The organism is Lysinibacillus sp. GW823-FHT06C08 (assembly GCF_058795135.1).
Genome location: NZ_JBXAHN010000003.1, coordinates 212,444 through 228,865 on the forward strand (window position 1 = coordinate 212,444; position 16,422 = coordinate 228,865).

Below are 16,422 nucleotides of genomic sequence, written 5' to 3' on the forward strand. Positions count from 1 at the left end.
AAAAATCCCTACGTTCATAACACGCAATCGTATGATTCACTGAGCAGACAAAGATATACCTGGAATTAATTACAGCTGTAATTAATTTCAGGTATTTTACATTGCTCGTTTTACGTACATATGAAAAAGCCGGATGGATATCATGTAGATTCATTCGGCTTTTTTGTGTAATACTACGTAGTATAAGCAACATGTACATATCGCTGAAATAATTTTTTAGATTTGTGAAACTTTTTACATGTTCGACCGTATATACAGAGGAGAAGCATGTTAGAAGGGAGGGAAAAAGGTGCGAAAACGGAGAATCCTTAGTTACTTACTAGTGATATGGATGACTTTTTTGTTAGCGTTTCCATTAACTTCGGCTTTTGCAAGCAGTAAGGTCTACCACGTTCCTATTCATAATGAAGTGGAGCGAGGGCTTCACGCATTTTTAGAACGAGCTTTTAATGAGGCTAAAGAAAACAATGCGAAAGCGATTATCTTAGATATACATACGCCTGGCGGATTTGTAAATGCAGCAAGTGATATCGCCATGCTTATGGATGCAACGGATATACGGACGATTGCTTTTATTAATAAGGATGCCCATTCAGCAGGTGCTTTTTTAGCCTTACATGCGGATGAAATCTACATGGTACCCAATGGAACAATCGGTGCAGCAGCTGTTATCGATTCAGCAGGTAATGCAGCCGATTTGAAAGCCAATAGTGCATGGCTTGCTCAAATGTCGGCAGCAGCGGAGACATCAGGTCGAGATCCTAAGTATGCTTTAGCAATGGCTGATTCGAGTTATGAATTGCCGGAATACCGTGCGGAAGGAAAAAATCTATTAACGCTTTCAGCATCGGAGGCATTTAAGGTCCAATACTCAGAGGGTACCGTGAAAAATTTTCAGGAACTTTTAGAGAAAATAGACTTACAAGAAAGTGATGTCGTTCCAATCGAACCAACATTCTCTGAGAAATTGGCTCGTTTTATTACAAATCCAATTATTGTTCCAATTTTATTATCCATTGCAAGTCTAGGTCTTGTAATGGAACTCTATTCGCCAGGATTTGGAGTTCCGGGTATAATGGGATTATCAGCACTTGGTTTATTTTTCTTTGGACATATGGTTGCAGGCTTTGCTGGCTATGAATCCTTATTGTTATTAATTATTGGTTTAGCACTTGTAGTTGCAGAGTTTTTTGTTCCTGGTGGAATTGTCGGTATTTTAGGTGGTGTTCTCATAATACTAAGTTTATTACTGGCAGGTGCAAATATTATGCAAATGATAATAGCAATTCTCATTGCGCTTGTAATAGCGATTATAGGAATGGTGATTCTGATGAAATTTTTCGGGAAAAAACTGCATGTCTTAAACAGGCTGGTGTTAATGGATGCAACTACGACAGAAGAGGGCTATGTATCCAACGTCAATCGCACAGAATTGTTAGGAAAAGTAGGGACTACACTTACTCCTTTACGTCCATCGGGTACAATGGTTCTTGGCAGTGAACGCATTGATGTTGTATCAGAGGGCGGCTATGTCGATGCAAATAAACATGTAGAAATTATTAAAGTTGAAGGCTCACGCATTGTCGTGAGACAAACAGAAAAAGAGATGGAGGAATAGAAAATGGGTTTTGATTTAGCATTAATTGGTCCTATCGCTGGACTGGTTATTTTATTCATTGTACTAGCGGTATTCTTTACCTTTGTACCAGTAGCACTATGGATTTCTGCACTGGCTGCAGGCGTCCGTGTTAGCATTTTCACATTAATTGGGATGCGTTTACGTCGTGTAATTCCGTCTCGAATCGTAAATCCGTTGATTAAAGCACATAAAGCAGGTTTACCTGTTACGATTAACCAGCTTGAAAGTCACTATTTAGCTGGTGGTAATGTAGACCGAGTTGTCAATGCATTAATTGCTGCTCACCGCGCGAATATTGAATTATCATTTGAGCGCTGTGCCGCGATTGATTTAGCTGGGCGAGATGTATTAGAGGCAGTTCAAATGTCTGTAAACCCAAAAGTTATTGAAACACCATTTATTTCAGGTGTAGCGATGAACGGGATTGAGGTAAAGGCTAAAGCCCGTATTACGGTACGTGCCAACATCGAGCGTTTAGTCGGTGGTGCTGGTGAAGAAACTGTTATTGCCCGTGTAGGGGAAGGGATTGTTTCTACAATTGGTTCGGCAACTAGCCATACAGAAGTATTAGAAAATCCGGATATGATTTCACAAACAGTTTTATCAAAAGGTTTGGATTCAGGGACAGCCTTTGAAATCTTATCCATTGATATTGCTGATGTAGATATCGGTAAAAACATTGGTGCAGAATTACAAATTGAACAAGCGCAAGCAGATAAAAACATTGCCCAAGCGAAGGCCGAAGAGCGTCGTGCAATGGCTGTAGCGAATGAGCAAGAAATGATTGCCCGTGTTCAAGAGATGAAAGCGAAAGTTGTAGAAGCTGAAGCAGAAGTACCTCAAGCGATGGCGGAAGCATTACGCTCAGGTAATCTTGGTATTATGGATTACATGAACTATCGTAACATTCAAGCTGATACGGCTATGCGTGATTCCATTTCAAAAGTAAGCAACGATAAACCTGAAACAAACGAACCAAATGTTTAATAACGGAAAGGAGCGGAACTAACATATGGAACAATTAATTATTTTTGCAATAATTGCCATAGTCAGCTCTATTTTCGGAAAATCAAAAAATAAGAAACCACAAAAACCGATGCCTCCTTTTAATAATAAGGATACACGTGTAGAGTCACCTGTTTTGGAAGAAACTCCACAACGTCATCAAAAACCGCAAAGTTTTGAAGATTTTGCTCGAGAATTTATTGGGGATTGGATTCCAGAAAATGAAAAGGTTCAAGACACTAAAAAAAATGTTGAGGAACAAGTGAAGAAGGAAGTACCAAGCTATGTTGCGCCACCTGTCATTCCAGCTGATGTGCCACACCGCTCGTCTACTCGAGAGCGAAAAGGACGATTAGCAGCTGGGAAGGAAGAAGTGAAAGCAACTGGGACTCATTCTCCTTTTCAAGTTCCACAATCTAAAACGGCTCTCATGCAGGCTGTGGTAATGGCTGAAATATTAGGTCCTCCAAAAGCAAAAAGAAAATAACTAGCATGTCCTCCTTTTTCGATGCATATATTGCCGAAGAAGGAGGCATTTTTTTTATGAAAAAATTATTTCAATTAACGCCACTACTTGAATTGTCCGAATTTGAATCATTAAAAATCATTGGACCTTATCGTTTTATTCATGCAGATGCAACGACATGTTCGTTTGCTTATGCAGATTATCATATTACTGTTACTGCGGATCTGGTGAAGATTCATGCACTAAAAGAAGAAATGCTTCATCTTTCTGTTGAAAATTTACAAGAGATTCATATGAAAATGACAAAGAATATGGGTGTGAGCTAAAATGTGGAATAATCGGCCAATCATTATACGTATAAAGCGCCATGAAAATGTTCATCCTTTTATTCAAGCATTGCACGCACAACATGTTCCATTAAAGCGTGTTGTCTTTAGAGAACAAGAGGTTTCGTTTGAAACAACGATGCATCATTTACCAAAAATTCGCCGTATACGAAGAGGCTTTCATTTGAAAATGGCTGTTTTTTATGCGGATGAGCTGCAAGTTTTCCGAGCTCAGGTTTGGACTTTGATTGGTTTGGCTTTAATGATTGCCATCCCAATAATTGGTGCGCAAGTGATTTGGAAAGTAGACATTGAAGCCGCGACACCTGAATTGGAGCAGCGCTTAGGTAAAACCTTTCATGATACATTTCAAATAGAAACACCACTTTCTAAAAAAAATTTACCTTCTAATACTGTTATACGCCAAAAGCTACTAGAACAGCATCGAGAACTTTCTTGGGTGCATATTGAAAAAAATGGAGGACGCGTGGTACTAAGACCACAGGAGTCACCTAAACAAACGAAGCAGACAAATGAAAAATTGGCATCGCAATTAGTAGCAACGAAAAGCGGTATTATTACTCACTTTGATATCCAAAATGGGGAGCGGAAAATTTCAGTAAATGATACAGCCTATGAGGGGGATGTTCTTGTTAGTGGTGTGATTGAAAGTGGAACAAATCATGTCTTTGTTGGCGCAAAGGGCGAGGTTTATGCAGACTATTGGCTAGAATGTACTTTTAAAATTCCTACAAAAATTACAATGGAAACCTTGCAACAAAAGCAATGGCGAGTATTGGTGAAAGGTATTCATCAAGAAAAAGTTGATTATGTGCAAAAAAAGGATTTACCGAATTGGCTAGACCCTTATGTGTCAATTGTGGAGGAACAGCAAACGAAAACGATGCAGGTGGAGCTTGATGAATCGAAAATTGAGACTTTACTCATCCCACTCCTGCATGAAAAAGTAATACGTTCGTTACCTGCTAAATCCATCATCAAAAAAGAAAACCTTTTACAGGCAAAGTGGGGTAATGGTACAGTTGAAGGGAAAGTTCTATTTTTAGTCAATGAAAACATTGCAAGTCCAATACATGGCCTACAAGGAGAATGATTATGTCAGAACAGTTAACTGTATTACAAGTGGATAATCCAAACGAAGCGGTTATGCTACTCGGAATTTCCGATGCAAATATGAAGCTGGTTGAGGAAGCACTTAATGTTCATATCATTACCCGTGGTGAACAAATTCAACTTGCGGGTGAAGAAAGTGCTAAGGAACAGGCAACATATCTGCTGCATGCATTATTGAAGGTCATTCGCAAAGGTATTAATATTGATCAACGTGATGTATCTACAGCTATTGAAATGACTCAAAAAGGTACCATTGAATATTTCGCAGAACTTTATGATGAAGAAATAGCACGCACGACAAAAGGTAAACCAATTCGTGCAAAAACAATTGGTCAACGAGAATACATACAAGCAATCCGTCATAAAGACGTTGTTTTTGGTATAGGTCCAGCCGGTACTGGGAAAACGTATTTAGCGGTAGTCATGGCAACGCAGGCACTTAAAAATGGGCATGTCAAGCGCATTATTTTAACTCGTCCCGCTGTTGAAGCAGGAGAGTCTCTAGGCTTCCTTCCTGGTGATTTAAAGGAAAAGGTAGATCCTTATTTAAGACCTCTCTATGACGCCTTAAACGACATCTACGGGTCTGAACAGACCCAACGATTGATTGAACGAGGAACGATTGAAATTGCTCCATTGGCTTATATGCGTGGCCGTACATTAGATGATGCTTTCGTTATTTTAGATGAAGCACAAAATACAACTCATCAACAAATGAAAATGTTTTTAACACGATTAGGCTTCGGTTCGAAAATGGTAATTACAGGTGATAAAACACAAATCGATTTGCCTAAAAATACGGAGTCTGGCTTAATTGTAGCAGAACGTACATTAAAATATGTAAAATCAATCCATTTCCAAGTGCTAGAACAGGGGGATGTTGTCCGTCACCCAATAGTAGCCAAAATCATCCAAGCCTACGAAGAACAGCAACTTTAGAATGGCAAAGCCTTTCTAAAGTCTGCCCCGAAAGCGAAGCGACAGGGGCAACAGGGTTAAACAAGTCTGCCCTGTAAATGTGAATGATTAAAATATGGAAAAAAATGTGACAGCTATACGAATTTGTATAGCTGTTTTTTGCTTTCTTATACATTTTTCGAGAAAAATGTATGTTGAATTGGTATGATAGAAGGTAGATAGAGGAGGTGCCAGATGGAGAAACAACTTCGAAAATTTACAGAGCTTATCGGTTTTCGCTATTTTATTATCATCATTCTCATTTTAACAGGATGCCTACAATTTGGATTGATGTATGGCAATGTTAAAGGAGTTACATATGATTTCAAACCTTTACAGTTAGCCCCTGAAACCGTACGATCTACTAAAACAATAGAAGATACCTACAAGACACAGCAAGAGCGGGAAAAAGCCGCAACTGCAGTAGGCCCGGTCTATCAATTTTCGGAGGATGTCGCCAAGCAAAGAGCAGCGATTGTCACATCGTTATTTGATTATGTACTTGAGGTAAAAAAGGATGTGGCAAATAGTAAGGAACCTATTGCAATTGCCGATCAAGTAGGGCAGCTTCGCAAAAAATTTGAATCGCTTGATGAAGATCAAATGCCACTCATCTTCACGGATTCACAGCTAGAAGGACTTTTAGTGCAGAGCGATGAGGATTTAAATAGAACAAGTATCCAATTATCCAAAACCGTAGAGGAATACTTACAAAAATCCATTCGACCTGAAAATGTCTTTGTTGCTCAAAATGACTTTGAGACGAAAATTCGAGGACAAAGAGGGTATCCAGATAAAATATTCAATACGGTTGTTTTAATTGGCCGTACAAGCATCATTGAAAATGAAACCGTTAACGAAGAGCAAACGAAAATAAGAAAAGAACAAGCGAAGGAAAGTGTAGAGCCTACAAGAATTTTACAAGGTCAAATTATTGTGCAGGAAGGCCAGATTATTGATAAAGAGGCATTTCGACAATTAGAGCTTTTAGGGATGATTAGTAATCAAGCTTCCTTAAAACCAATTGCAGGACTCATAATTTTAACACTGCTCCAAATGGTGTTTATGTATATTTTATTCGAGCGTTGGGAGGCTAACGAACGAAAAAAACGAAATGCATTATTGGTAACAGTGATTGTTTATAGTTTGTCCATCTTGCTAATGAAATTTATTAGCTTAGTTTCTGGCGGATTTGATGTGACCATTGCCTTCCTTTTCCCAACAGCATTGGCTACGATGCTTGTCCGTCTATTGGCAGATGATAAAGCAGCAGTGCTTGTTACAGTTATGACTGCTGCTTCGGCTGGCGTTATTTTTCAAGAAGGCTATTCATCCGTTATGCAAATGGAAATTACGCTTTATATCATTTTCGGAGGGTTTGCAAGTTTATTCTTTTTGCGTAGTGTTGAGAAGCGGTCCCATATTTTACAGGCAGTTGCGGTTATTTCTCTTGTAAATATGGCTTTTATCGCCTTCTATTTATTAATGACACAATCATCCTATGGTTTACCAGAATTAGTGTTTTACTTTGTAGCGGCTATGTTATCTGCATTGCTTTCTGGTGCGTTGACAATGGGTCTTTTACCATTCTTTGAGTCAGCATTTAGTTTATTATCGTCATTACGTTTAATTGAGCTATCCAATCCAAATCATCCATTATTAAAAAAATTACTAATGGAAGCACCAGGAACATATCATCATAGTGTGATGGTCGCAAACTTAGCTGAAGCTGCCTGTGAAGAAATAGGAGCAGATGGGTTACTAGCTCGTGTAGGGTGCTACTATCATGATATCGGAAAAACAAAGAGACCAGCTTTCTTCATTGAAAATCAGATGTCAGGCATTAATCCGCACGATTCTTTGCCTCCTGAAACAAGTGCAGAAATTATCATTGCTCATACAACTGACGGTGCAGACATGTTAAGACGCTATAAAATGCCTCAGGAAATTATTGATATTGCGTTGCAGCATCATGGGACAAGTTTGTTAAAATTTTTCTTGTTTAAAGCGAAAGAGCAAGGGAAATCCTTTGATGAGGCTACGTTTAGATATCCTGGCCCAAAACCGCAAACGAAGGAAGCAGCGGTTATAAGTGTGGCAGATAGTGTAGAGGCAGCAGTACGTTCAATGAAAGAGCCGAATGCTGAGAAAATTCATAAGCTAGTACGAGCTATTATTGACGATCGAGTACAAGATAACCAGTTTGATGAATGCGATATTTCAATAAAAGAGTTAAAATGTATAGAGAGAGTACTTTGCGAAACGTTGAACGGGATTTTCCATTCACGTATTGAATATCCAAAGGCAGATAAGTAGGAGGATCTATGATTTTAACAATTGATTTTACAGATGAAACAAATGAAGTGGCGGCACAACATATAGAGCTTGTAGAAAAGCTTTTGCAACATGCAGCGAGTGTAGAAAACATCGAGCCAGAAACAGAGGTTTCTGTGACGTTTGTCACAAATGACACGATTCAAGATATAAATCGCGAGTATCGCGGGAAAGATCAACCAACCGATGTCATTTCCTTTGCATTGGAGGAACTAGGTGAAGGTGAAATGACTGTAACTTTTGAAGGAATGCCCCGTATACTAGGCGATATTATTATTTCGACAGATCGTGCAAAAGAGCAAGCTGAGGAATACACTCACTCCTTTGAAAGAGAATTGGGTTTTTTAGCTGTCCATGGCTTTTTACATTTACTCGGTTATGACCATATGGAGCCTGAAGAGGAAAAAGTGATGTTTACAAAACAAGATGAAATATTACAAACTTTTGGTTTAGGACGAGATTAAATGGATTTGCGTAAATACTTGCGATCATTTGGCTATGCGTTTGAAGGCATTATAACTGCAAGTAAAGAACAAAATTTAAGATCACATATTGTGAGTGCAGTCATTGTCATACTGGCTGGTTATTTTACAGGTTTGTCTCGAACGGAATGGTATATTGTGCTACTATTAATAGCACTTATGTTTGCATTGGAAATGATTAATACAGCTATTGAAAGAGTAGTGGATTTGGCATCGCCGAACCTTCACCCACTCGCCAAGCAGGCAAAAGATATCGCAGCAGGTGCTGTGCTTGTATTTGCGCTATTCAGTGCTATAATCGGATTACTTATCTTCTTACCAAAATGGTTGTAATCGAAGTGAGTATCTGATATGAAAAATTAACTGTATTATACTAACGTGAGGGAGAAATATGATAGATGACAATTGATATGCATGCATTACTAGAGGAATCTAAAAAAGCGCGTGAAAAAGCATATGTTCCATACTCAAAATTTAAAGTAGGAGCAGCTCTTTTAACGAAGGCCGGAGAAGTTATTCACGGTTGTAATATTGAAAATGCAGGCTATAGTATGACGAATTGTGCTGAGCGTACAGCATTTTTCAAGGCTGTGTCAGAAGGTACTTATGAATTCGAGGCTATTGCTATTGTTGCAGATACAGAAGGCCCATGCGCACCATGTGGAGCATGTCGTCAGGTGATGATGGAATTTTGCGCACCGACGATGCCTGTTTATTTAACGAATTTAAAAGGTGATGTTACGGTAACGTCAGTGGGCGAATTATTACCGTTTGCATTTACAACGGAGGATTTAGAGAATGCTGGAAACTAGAAGTGGCTATAAGTCAGGCTTTATCTCTATTATTGGTCGTCCCAATGTTGGTAAATCGACATTTTTGAATCGTGTCATTGGCCAAAAAATTGCGATCATGAGTGATAAACCACAAACAACACGAAATAAAGTACAAGGTGTACTGACATCAACAGATAGCCAAATGATTTTTATTGATACACCAGGTATCCATAAGCCAAAACATAAACTTGGTGATTTTATGTTAAAAGTTGCCAAAAATACATTGCGTGAAGTGGACGTGATTTTATTCATGGTGAATGCTGAGCAGAAGCTTGGCAAAGGCGATGAATTTATACTAGAAATGTTGGCGGGAAATTCGACGCCAGTATTCCTTGTTATTAATAAAATCGATCAGATTCATCCAGATGAATTACTTGGAATTATCGAAAGCTATAAGGAACGCTATGAATTTGCTGAAATTATTCCTATCTCAGCGTTACAAGGCAATAACGTAGAAAGCTTATTGGACACGTTGTCGAAATATTTACCAGATGGGCCACAATATTACCCAGCTGACCAAGTAACGGATCATCCAGAGCGTTTCATCATTTCTGAGCTTATTCGTGAAAAAGTATTACATTTAACGCGCGAAGAAATTCCACATTCCATTGCGGTTGTTATTGATAAAATCCGTCGAGATGAGGAAAACAATGATAAAATTCATGTCTCAGCCACTATAATGGTTGAACGTGATTCTCAAAAAGGTATTGTCATTGGTAAACGTGGTGCCCTATTAAAAGAAGTAGGGACACGTGCACGAAAGGATATCGAAATGCTATTAGGTTCTAAAGTCTATTTAGAACTATGGGTAAAAGTCCAAAAAGATTGGCGTAATAAATCAACACATTTACGTGATTTCGGCTTCCGTGACGATGAGTATTAAGATGCTTTGCTGACTAGGGTAACACCGTCAAAAAACTAAGGTCTACAGCATTGGCGGTGTGAATGCCCTCGGTCATATAGATTTTACTTTGAGCTGTCCAAAATATTTTGGAGAGCTCTATTTTCATGGACAGTTTATAGGAAAGGAGGGGGACTATGCTTCATAAATGGGAAGGAATTGTTTTAAAAGTACGCGCTTATGGTGAATCTAATAAAATTGTTACGTTGCTTACGCGGGAGGCAGGGAAGGTAGCAACCATGGCAAGAGGTGCGAAAAAGCCTTCTAGTAGATTAGCGTCGGTCACACAGCCTTTTACATATGGCATGTTTATGGTACAACACCATACTGGTATGGGGACATTGCAACAAGGGGAGCATTTGAATTCAATGCGCCATATTCGTGAGGATATCATAGCTACTGCCTATGCTAGCTATATTATGGAACTTGTGGAGCGGGTCGTAGAAGAGGGAAAACCAGAGCCTTTCGCCTTTGATGTCCTGCTGCAAGCGCTCCAAGCGATAGAGGATGGCTATGATCCTGAATCCATCACACTCTTTGCTGAATGGAAGATGCTACCCTATACAGGAGTCCAGCCTATATTACACGCCTGTGCCGCATGTGGGGCTGTAGATGGGGAATTTGCTTTTTCCTTTGCACAAGGTGGTTTTTTATGCCATCGTTGTTATCAGCATGATCCCTATATTATTCGCCTAACGCCGACACAACTTAAGCTTATTCGTATGTTCTATACAGTTCCCATCGATCAAATCGGGAAAATTGAATTAAAAAAGGAAACGAAATATTTTATAAAAAAAATTATAACAACAATCTATGAAGAACAAACCGGAATTCGTTTTAAGACGAGAAAGTTCATCGAGCAGTTAGAGAGAACCCCTGAATTACAAATACGCACTGTGAACGAAGAAAAGCCAGAAGAACCTTAACTGAACTGCCCCGTAAAAGTTAGACATCAATCTAACTTTTACGGGGGTTTTTTTATGGCAAAAGTAAGTGTTGAACAACGTATTCAATCAGTTCAACGATATTTAAATGGAAATGAAACCATGCTTGAAATTGCGAAAGATATCGGTGTGACAGCAGAGGTTGTCAGTGAATGGGTTCGCCGTTATCAAAAAAATGGCGTAGAGACTTTATTAACGTCCTATACAAACTATTCAGCTGACTGAACTAAAGGAAATCTATGAAGTAGTGGAATTAATCAAAGTCGCTGATATTCCACGTAGTACGTATTGTTACTGGAAAAAGCGTTTGAATCGTCATGATAAATACGCTGATGTGAAAATCGCAATTCAGTCCATTTATCATGAACATAAGGGACGTTATGGTTGTCGTCGGATCACCAAAGAACTAAAAAAAATCGGTATTCATCACGATCCAAAAACGATTAACTGCTTGATGAATGCCATTGGCATAAAGTGTGAATTCCGCATGAAGAAATATCGTTCGTATAAAGGTAACATCGGAAAAATTGTCCCAAACATATTACAACGAGATTTTACAGCGGAAAAAATGAACGAGAAATGGGTAACAGACGTGACAGAGTTCCATCTATTTGGTGAGAAACGCTATTTATCACCCGTCCTTGATCTATGTAATGGCGAAATCATTGCATACTCGGTTATGAAGCGTCCAGTGTATAAACTAGTCCATAATATGTTAGAACAAGCATTGGAGCGCCTTGAATCAAGTGATCAAGTTATTCTTCATTCAGATCAAGGTTGGCATTATCAAATGAAAAAGTATCAACAAACATTAAAGCAACATGGTATTACGCAGAGTATGTACCGTAAGGGTAATTGTTTGGACAACGCAGTCATCGAAAATTTCTTTGGCTTATTAAAATCTGAACTCCTGTATCTACAAGAATTTGAATCCATGGCACATTTTAAACAGGAACTCAAAGACTATATTCACTATTACAATCACAAACGAATGAAAGAAAAATTAAAAGACCTAAGCCCGGTGGAGTACCGAACTCAGGTCTTAGCAGCTGCTTAACTAAATATGTCTAACTTTTTTGGGTCAGATCATAACATTCCTCTGGCTTTTTTTATGATCTAATTCCCATTTATATTTTTACATGTACTAAAATTTTTAGGAAGTCCTCTGAATCATCTGAAAATCCAGTTATCACTAATTTTCCTGCCCCTTCAGCTAAGGGATGAATTATGATAGCCTCTGACATATCCTCATTTTCATCCCATGTGAGTAGGTTCAGTATTACCATAAATGTCCATCATATAATCCTGCTAAATTGACTAGCAATAACAAAATGTTACTGTGCTGATGCTATTGCTAGTTAGAATAAACGCTGAGACCTCAACCATATACCCCAAATAATAGTATGTAAAATTTTCTAGCATGAATGATATGGACTTTGTGAAATGGATAGCTAAAATACCTAATTTATATAGAAATTTTATTAAGGATAATAGAGGGAACTATAACCTTTGTATGATGTAATTGGTAATGTGACCTCAAAGTCTTGAACCTCCTGGTGTTCCTATTAAATTGTGTTGTAAATGAATAAAATTTCAATTTTTACAAAATAAAATTTTTACATGAATTTAGTTTTTTATATTAAATATTAAATTTATAAATTTTATTTATGAGTCTATATAACTTAATTTTTCGTTTTATTGTTTTTCTAAAAATGAATTATTGTGAGAATAGTCTTGTGTTTTTATGTAGTTTTCAATGTATAAATAGTAGAAACTAATCACTCGAGTCCCATATACTAGTTGAAAAGGTATTTTAACCTATGATATTGTAAGTGATATAGATATTCTTATTTATATTTTTTTAATATAATTTAGTCGTTTAATCCCCTGTCGAAATAAATGTACTTAATATAGATCTGACATGCCTATGAAATAGAAAACAAGCCTCTATCAGCAAAGCGTATTTTTATACGTTTATCAGAATAACGCAGTCCTATGGAAGAAGGAGGGAGTCACATAGTGCTTAGTACATAGCGTATGTGGCAAAAATATGCTACGAAAAGTAACCTTAAGTATTCGTGAAGTTGAAGTGGATGATATTTTAGCGGAAGATATCTTTTCAGATTATCGTTTATTAGCTAAGAAGGATTTAGTTTTAACGGAGCGAATTATTGCTTTACTTAAACTTCGAAAAGTAGATGAATTATCTGTCTATCTACCATCGGATTCAGTTCGAATTGTCCATGATTTAAGTGCTCAGCGAACGAGAGAATACGAGGATTTATTTTCACCACTAATGGAGGAAAAAGATCCAATCGATGACTATAAAGAAACCGTCCATCAACTTTTTATGACAACTCTAGAGAATGTTGTCCATGAATTGCGTTATGGTCAAATTTTAAAAAGCATACAAGATACCGCTTATGTTCGCGGTGTTTTTGAAAAAATTTTAGAAGAAAAACATCGCTATGAGTTACTTATGCGTTTAAAGGAATGGGATGAGTATTCTTTTGTCCATTCATTTGATGTATTTGTATTAGGAACCATTTTTGCTAGATATTTGGGGTTAACAGATATCGAAACATTAGCAAGAGGTTATTTGTTCCATGATATTGGGAAGGTCTTTATCCCCCAAGAAATTTTAAATTTAAAGCGTAAGCTCTCAGAAGATGAGTTTGAAATTGTTAAAACACACACAACAAAGGGCTATGAGCTGCTTATCGAAAATGAAGAGGAAGATATCGCCTATTTAGCGCGAGACCATCATGAGCGCTTTGCTGGGAAAGGTTATCCTAATCAGCTTTGTGCGGATGATATGAGTGAAGGAGTACAGTTGCTACAAATTATTGATGTGTATTCTGCGATGACGTCTAAGCGAGTTTATCACGATGGTTATGGAGCAACGGATGCGTTAGCTGTTTTATACAAGGACCGGCATTTATATAACGAAAAATTCATGCATAAATTTGTAGAATGTTTAGGCATCTATCCCGTTAACTCTGTTGTGATGCTATCTGATAATCGTAGTGCACAAGTAGAGCTTGTTTACGATTTATTTCCTACATTGCCCAAGGTGAAATTACTAGATGAGCAAACATCAATGAACCTACCCTTGAACTATAGTGTTAAAATAGCCAAAATGATTGATTATCGTGCAAATAGCTTTGAAGAGATTTTTAACCTATTCGTGGAGCAATTAATCAGATGTGATGAAAATAATCTAAGAATGCATTTTAGTAAATTAATAGATCATTTACACCCGAAAGAAATTGTCCTAAGAATATTTTTACCAGCTTTTCGCATATTACGTCTGTTAACGAGAGAAATACAAACGGATATGACGAAATATAGAAATTCTATTACTATTTTAAAGAAATTATTAGAAGAACAATTAAACGTTCTGTATATGGATTATCAGCATGAAAAAACGACCATTCTAGTTGTGGAAACAACCCTTCGTGAAAACTTCTTCATTAAGCTTGTGCAAAGCATTCTGTATATTGATAAAATTGTGCCTTTCTTCATTAATCCAGGTGATGATCAACGTATTACACAGCTAATGGGGCATTGTGATGTCAATGTCGCTTATTTTATTGAAGATGAACAAACCGTTGAAAAGCGAGTTCGTCCAATGCGAGAAGGGGCCTTTCTCTATTATTCATTAGCCGATATAGAGGAATTACTTGTTAGCTTAATAGGTATGAGTGTGAAAAAGTTTTCATTTGAGGAAAAAATGCAAGAGCGTTTATTTTCAACTTACAAAGCATAAGAAGAGGGAGTTGCCAGTAATGGCGACCCCCCTCTTTATTTTAACTATTAAAATTGAAGATGTTTTTCAATATAGGCTTTAACTTCTGAAATTGGCATACGAACTTGTGTCATAGAATCGCGGTGACGTACTGTCACTTGGCCATCTTCTTTTGAGTCAAAATCGTATGTGATACAGAATGGTGTACCGATTTCATCTTGGCGACGGTAACGTTTACCGATTGATTGTGATTCATCAAAATCAACAGGGAACGCTTTGCGAAGTTCAGCCCAAACGTCTGTAGCTTCATCAGATAATTTTTTAGAAAGAGGTAGAACAGCGGCTTTAAATGGTGCAATTGCTGGGTGGAAACGTAAAACAGTACGTTTATCGTCACCTTCCAACTCCTCTTCATCATAGGCATCGCATAGGAATGCTAATGTCACACGGTCAGCCCCTAAAGATGGTTCGATACAATAAGGAATATAACGTTCATTTGAAACAGGATCAATATAAGTGAAATCTTCACCTGAATGCTCCATATGTTGTTTCAAATCATAATCTGTACGGTCAGCGATACCCCAAAGCTCTCCCCAGCCAAATGGGAATTTAAATTCGATATCCGTTGTCGCGTTAGAGTAGTGAGACAGCTCATCATCCTCGTGATCGCGAAGACGCATAGAATCTTCTTTCATGCCTAGGTTTAATAACCAATTTTTACAGAATTCTTTCCAATAAGAGTGCCATTCAAGATCCTCGCCTGGCTTACAGAAGAATTCAAGTTCCATTTGTTCGAATTCACGTGTACGGAAAGTAAAGTTACCTGGTGTAATTTCGTTTCGGAAAGATTTACCAACTTGTGCAATACCAAAAGGAGTACGTTTACGCATAGAGCGTTGAACATTTTTAAAGTTTACGAAAATACCTTGTGCTGTTTCTGGACGTAAGAAAATCTCGTTTGTAGAAGACTCTGTTACACCTTGGAATGTTTTAAACATTAGGTTGAATTGGCGAATATCTGTGAAATCATCTTTTCCACAATCAGGGCAAACTACATCGTATTTAATCATTGTTTCTTTCATTTGATCAAATGTCATACCATCAACAATGATTTCATCACCTTTTGCTAACGCTGCGTCTTCAATGATTTTATCAGCGCGATGGCGAGCCTTACATGATTTACAGTCGATCATTGGATCATTAAAGTTCCCAACGTGACCAGAAGCCACCCAAGCTTTTGGGTTCATTAAGATGGCAGCATCGATACCAACATTGTGCTCTGATTCCTGAACGAATTTTTGCCACCAAGCTTTTTTAATATTGTTTTTTAATTCAACACCAAGTGGACCGTAATCCCAAGTGTTTGCTAGACCACCGTAGATTTCTGAGCCTGGGAAGACAAAGCCTCGGTGTTTTGCTAATGATACAATTGTTTCCATTGATTTGTTAGCCATAAAATAGCCTCCTTCAAAATTTTTCACCTTTTTAGCGGTAAAACGCTAAAGCTTTTCATTCAGTGTTGACTAAATGAAAATAGCACCCGTCTCCGGGCACAATGTATGCCCAGGGACGAGTGCTAATACCCGCGGTTCCACCCTGATTGTTTTAAACAAAACGTTTAAAACCTCTTTTCAAAAAGTTAGCTCAAGGAGT

General features: G+C 37.8%; 16 protein-coding genes and 1 pseudogene. 15 read left to right on the top strand and 2 right to left on the bottom strand.

The features are described from left to right. The first annotated feature begins 289 nt into the window (after positions 1-289). From AC1Q6O_RS11120 to AC1Q6O_RS11185, 14 genes and pseudogenes are all read left to right on the top strand, one after another. Positions 290-1,618 carry an NfeD family protein gene (locus tag AC1Q6O_RS11120; protein ID WP_239354968.1) on the top strand — a complete coding sequence of 443 codons (1,329 nt, stop codon included), beginning with the start codon at positions 290-292 and terminating at the stop codon, positions 1,616-1,618. Between the two features lie 3 nt (positions 1,619-1,621). Continuing rightward, positions 1,622-2,626 carry a flotillin-like protein FloA gene (floA, locus tag AC1Q6O_RS11125; RefSeq protein ID WP_008179446.1) on the top strand — a complete coding sequence of 335 codons (1,005 nt, stop codon included), beginning with the start codon at positions 1,622-1,624 and terminating at the stop codon, positions 2,624-2,626. Between the two features lie 25 nt (positions 2,627-2,651). Further along, entirely contained in the window at positions 2,652-3,131 is a 480-nt protein-coding gene (locus AC1Q6O_RS11130; protein WP_089986149.1) for a hypothetical protein, read from the top strand. 56 nt (positions 3,132-3,187) lie between these two features. Then, positions 3,188-3,436 carry a hypothetical protein gene (locus AC1Q6O_RS11135; RefSeq protein ID WP_043990604.1) on the top strand — a complete coding sequence of 83 codons (249 nt, stop codon included), beginning with the start codon at positions 3,188-3,190 and terminating at the stop codon, positions 3,434-3,436. 1 nt (position 3,437) lies between these two features. After that, positions 3,438-4,550 carry a sporulation protein YqfD gene (locus AC1Q6O_RS11140; protein ID WP_090002544.1) on the top strand — a complete coding sequence of 371 codons (1,113 nt, stop codon included), beginning with the start codon at positions 3,438-3,440 and terminating at the stop codon, positions 4,548-4,550. A 2-nt stretch (positions 4,551-4,552) separates the two neighbouring features. Then, positions 4,553-5,509 (top strand): PhoH family protein, encoded by a 957-nt coding sequence (locus AC1Q6O_RS11145; protein ID WP_008179439.1) that lies wholly within the window; start codon positions 4,553-4,555, stop codon positions 5,507-5,509. A gap of 213 nt (positions 5,510-5,722) precedes the next feature. After that, on the top strand, positions 5,723-7,843 hold the full coding sequence (locus tag AC1Q6O_RS11150; protein ID WP_008179437.1) for an HD family phosphohydrolase: 2,121 nt from the start codon (positions 5,723-5,725) through the stop codon (positions 7,841-7,843). 8 nt (positions 7,844-7,851) lie between these two features. Beyond that, positions 7,852-8,325: an rRNA maturation RNase YbeY gene (gene ybeY, locus AC1Q6O_RS11155; protein WP_089986148.1), complete on the top strand. Its 474-nt coding sequence runs from the start codon at positions 7,852-7,854 to the stop codon at positions 8,323-8,325. After that, on the top strand, positions 8,326-8,676 hold the full coding sequence (locus tag AC1Q6O_RS11160) for a diacylglycerol kinase family protein (protein WP_008179433.1): 351 nt from the start codon (positions 8,326-8,328) through the stop codon (positions 8,674-8,676). A gap of 65 nt (positions 8,677-8,741) precedes the next feature. Further along, positions 8,742-9,155 (top strand): cytidine deaminase, encoded by a 414-nt coding sequence (locus tag AC1Q6O_RS11165; RefSeq protein ID WP_008179431.1) that lies wholly within the window; start codon positions 8,742-8,744, stop codon positions 9,153-9,155. Further along, on the top strand, positions 9,142-10,059 hold the full coding sequence (era, locus tag AC1Q6O_RS11170; protein WP_089986147.1) for a GTPase Era: 918 nt from the start codon (positions 9,142-9,144) through the stop codon (positions 10,057-10,059). Before AC1Q6O_RS11165 ends, era begins: the two co-directional genes overlap by 14 nt. 155 nt (positions 10,060-10,214) lie before the next feature. Beyond that, positions 10,215-11,003 carry a DNA repair protein RecO gene (gene recO, locus AC1Q6O_RS11175; protein ID WP_090002542.1) on the top strand — a complete coding sequence of 263 codons (789 nt, stop codon included), beginning with the start codon at positions 10,215-10,217 and terminating at the stop codon, positions 11,001-11,003. A 120-nt stretch (positions 11,004-11,123) separates the two neighbouring features. Then, the gene (locus AC1Q6O_RS11180; RefSeq protein ID WP_492401245.1) at positions 11,124-11,246 is read left to right on the top strand and encodes a hypothetical protein; all 123 of its coding nucleotides are present in this window, start codon (positions 11,124-11,126) and stop codon (positions 11,244-11,246) included. Next, a pseudogene (locus AC1Q6O_RS11185) lies at positions 11,245-12,078 on the top strand (IS3 family transposase); the annotation flags it as partial. The gene AC1Q6O_RS11180 and the pseudogene AC1Q6O_RS11185, both read left to right, overlap by 2 nt. A 70-nt stretch (positions 12,079-12,148) precedes the next feature. Here the strand turns inward: AC1Q6O_RS11185 and AC1Q6O_RS11190 are convergent. Next, positions 12,149-12,307 (bottom strand): hypothetical protein, encoded by a 159-nt coding sequence (locus AC1Q6O_RS11190; protein WP_174804740.1) that lies wholly within the window; start codon positions 12,305-12,307, stop codon positions 12,149-12,151. Positions 12,308-13,071: 764 nt separating this feature from the next. On the opposite strand from AC1Q6O_RS11190, the gene AC1Q6O_RS11195 reads away from it, so the two are divergent. Then, positions 13,072-14,790 carry an HD-GYP domain-containing protein gene (locus AC1Q6O_RS11195; protein ID WP_492401208.1) on the top strand — a complete coding sequence of 573 codons (1,719 nt, stop codon included), beginning with the start codon at positions 13,072-13,074 and terminating at the stop codon, positions 14,788-14,790. A gap of 47 nt (positions 14,791-14,837) precedes the next feature. Here AC1Q6O_RS11195 and AC1Q6O_RS11200 read toward each other — a convergent pair whose 3' ends face one another. Then, the gene (locus AC1Q6O_RS11200; protein WP_043990484.1) at positions 14,838-16,223 is read right to left on the bottom strand and encodes a glycine--tRNA ligase; all 1,386 of its coding nucleotides are present in this window, start codon (positions 16,221-16,223) and stop codon (positions 14,838-14,840) included. Positions 16,224-16,422: the final 199 nt, after the last annotated feature.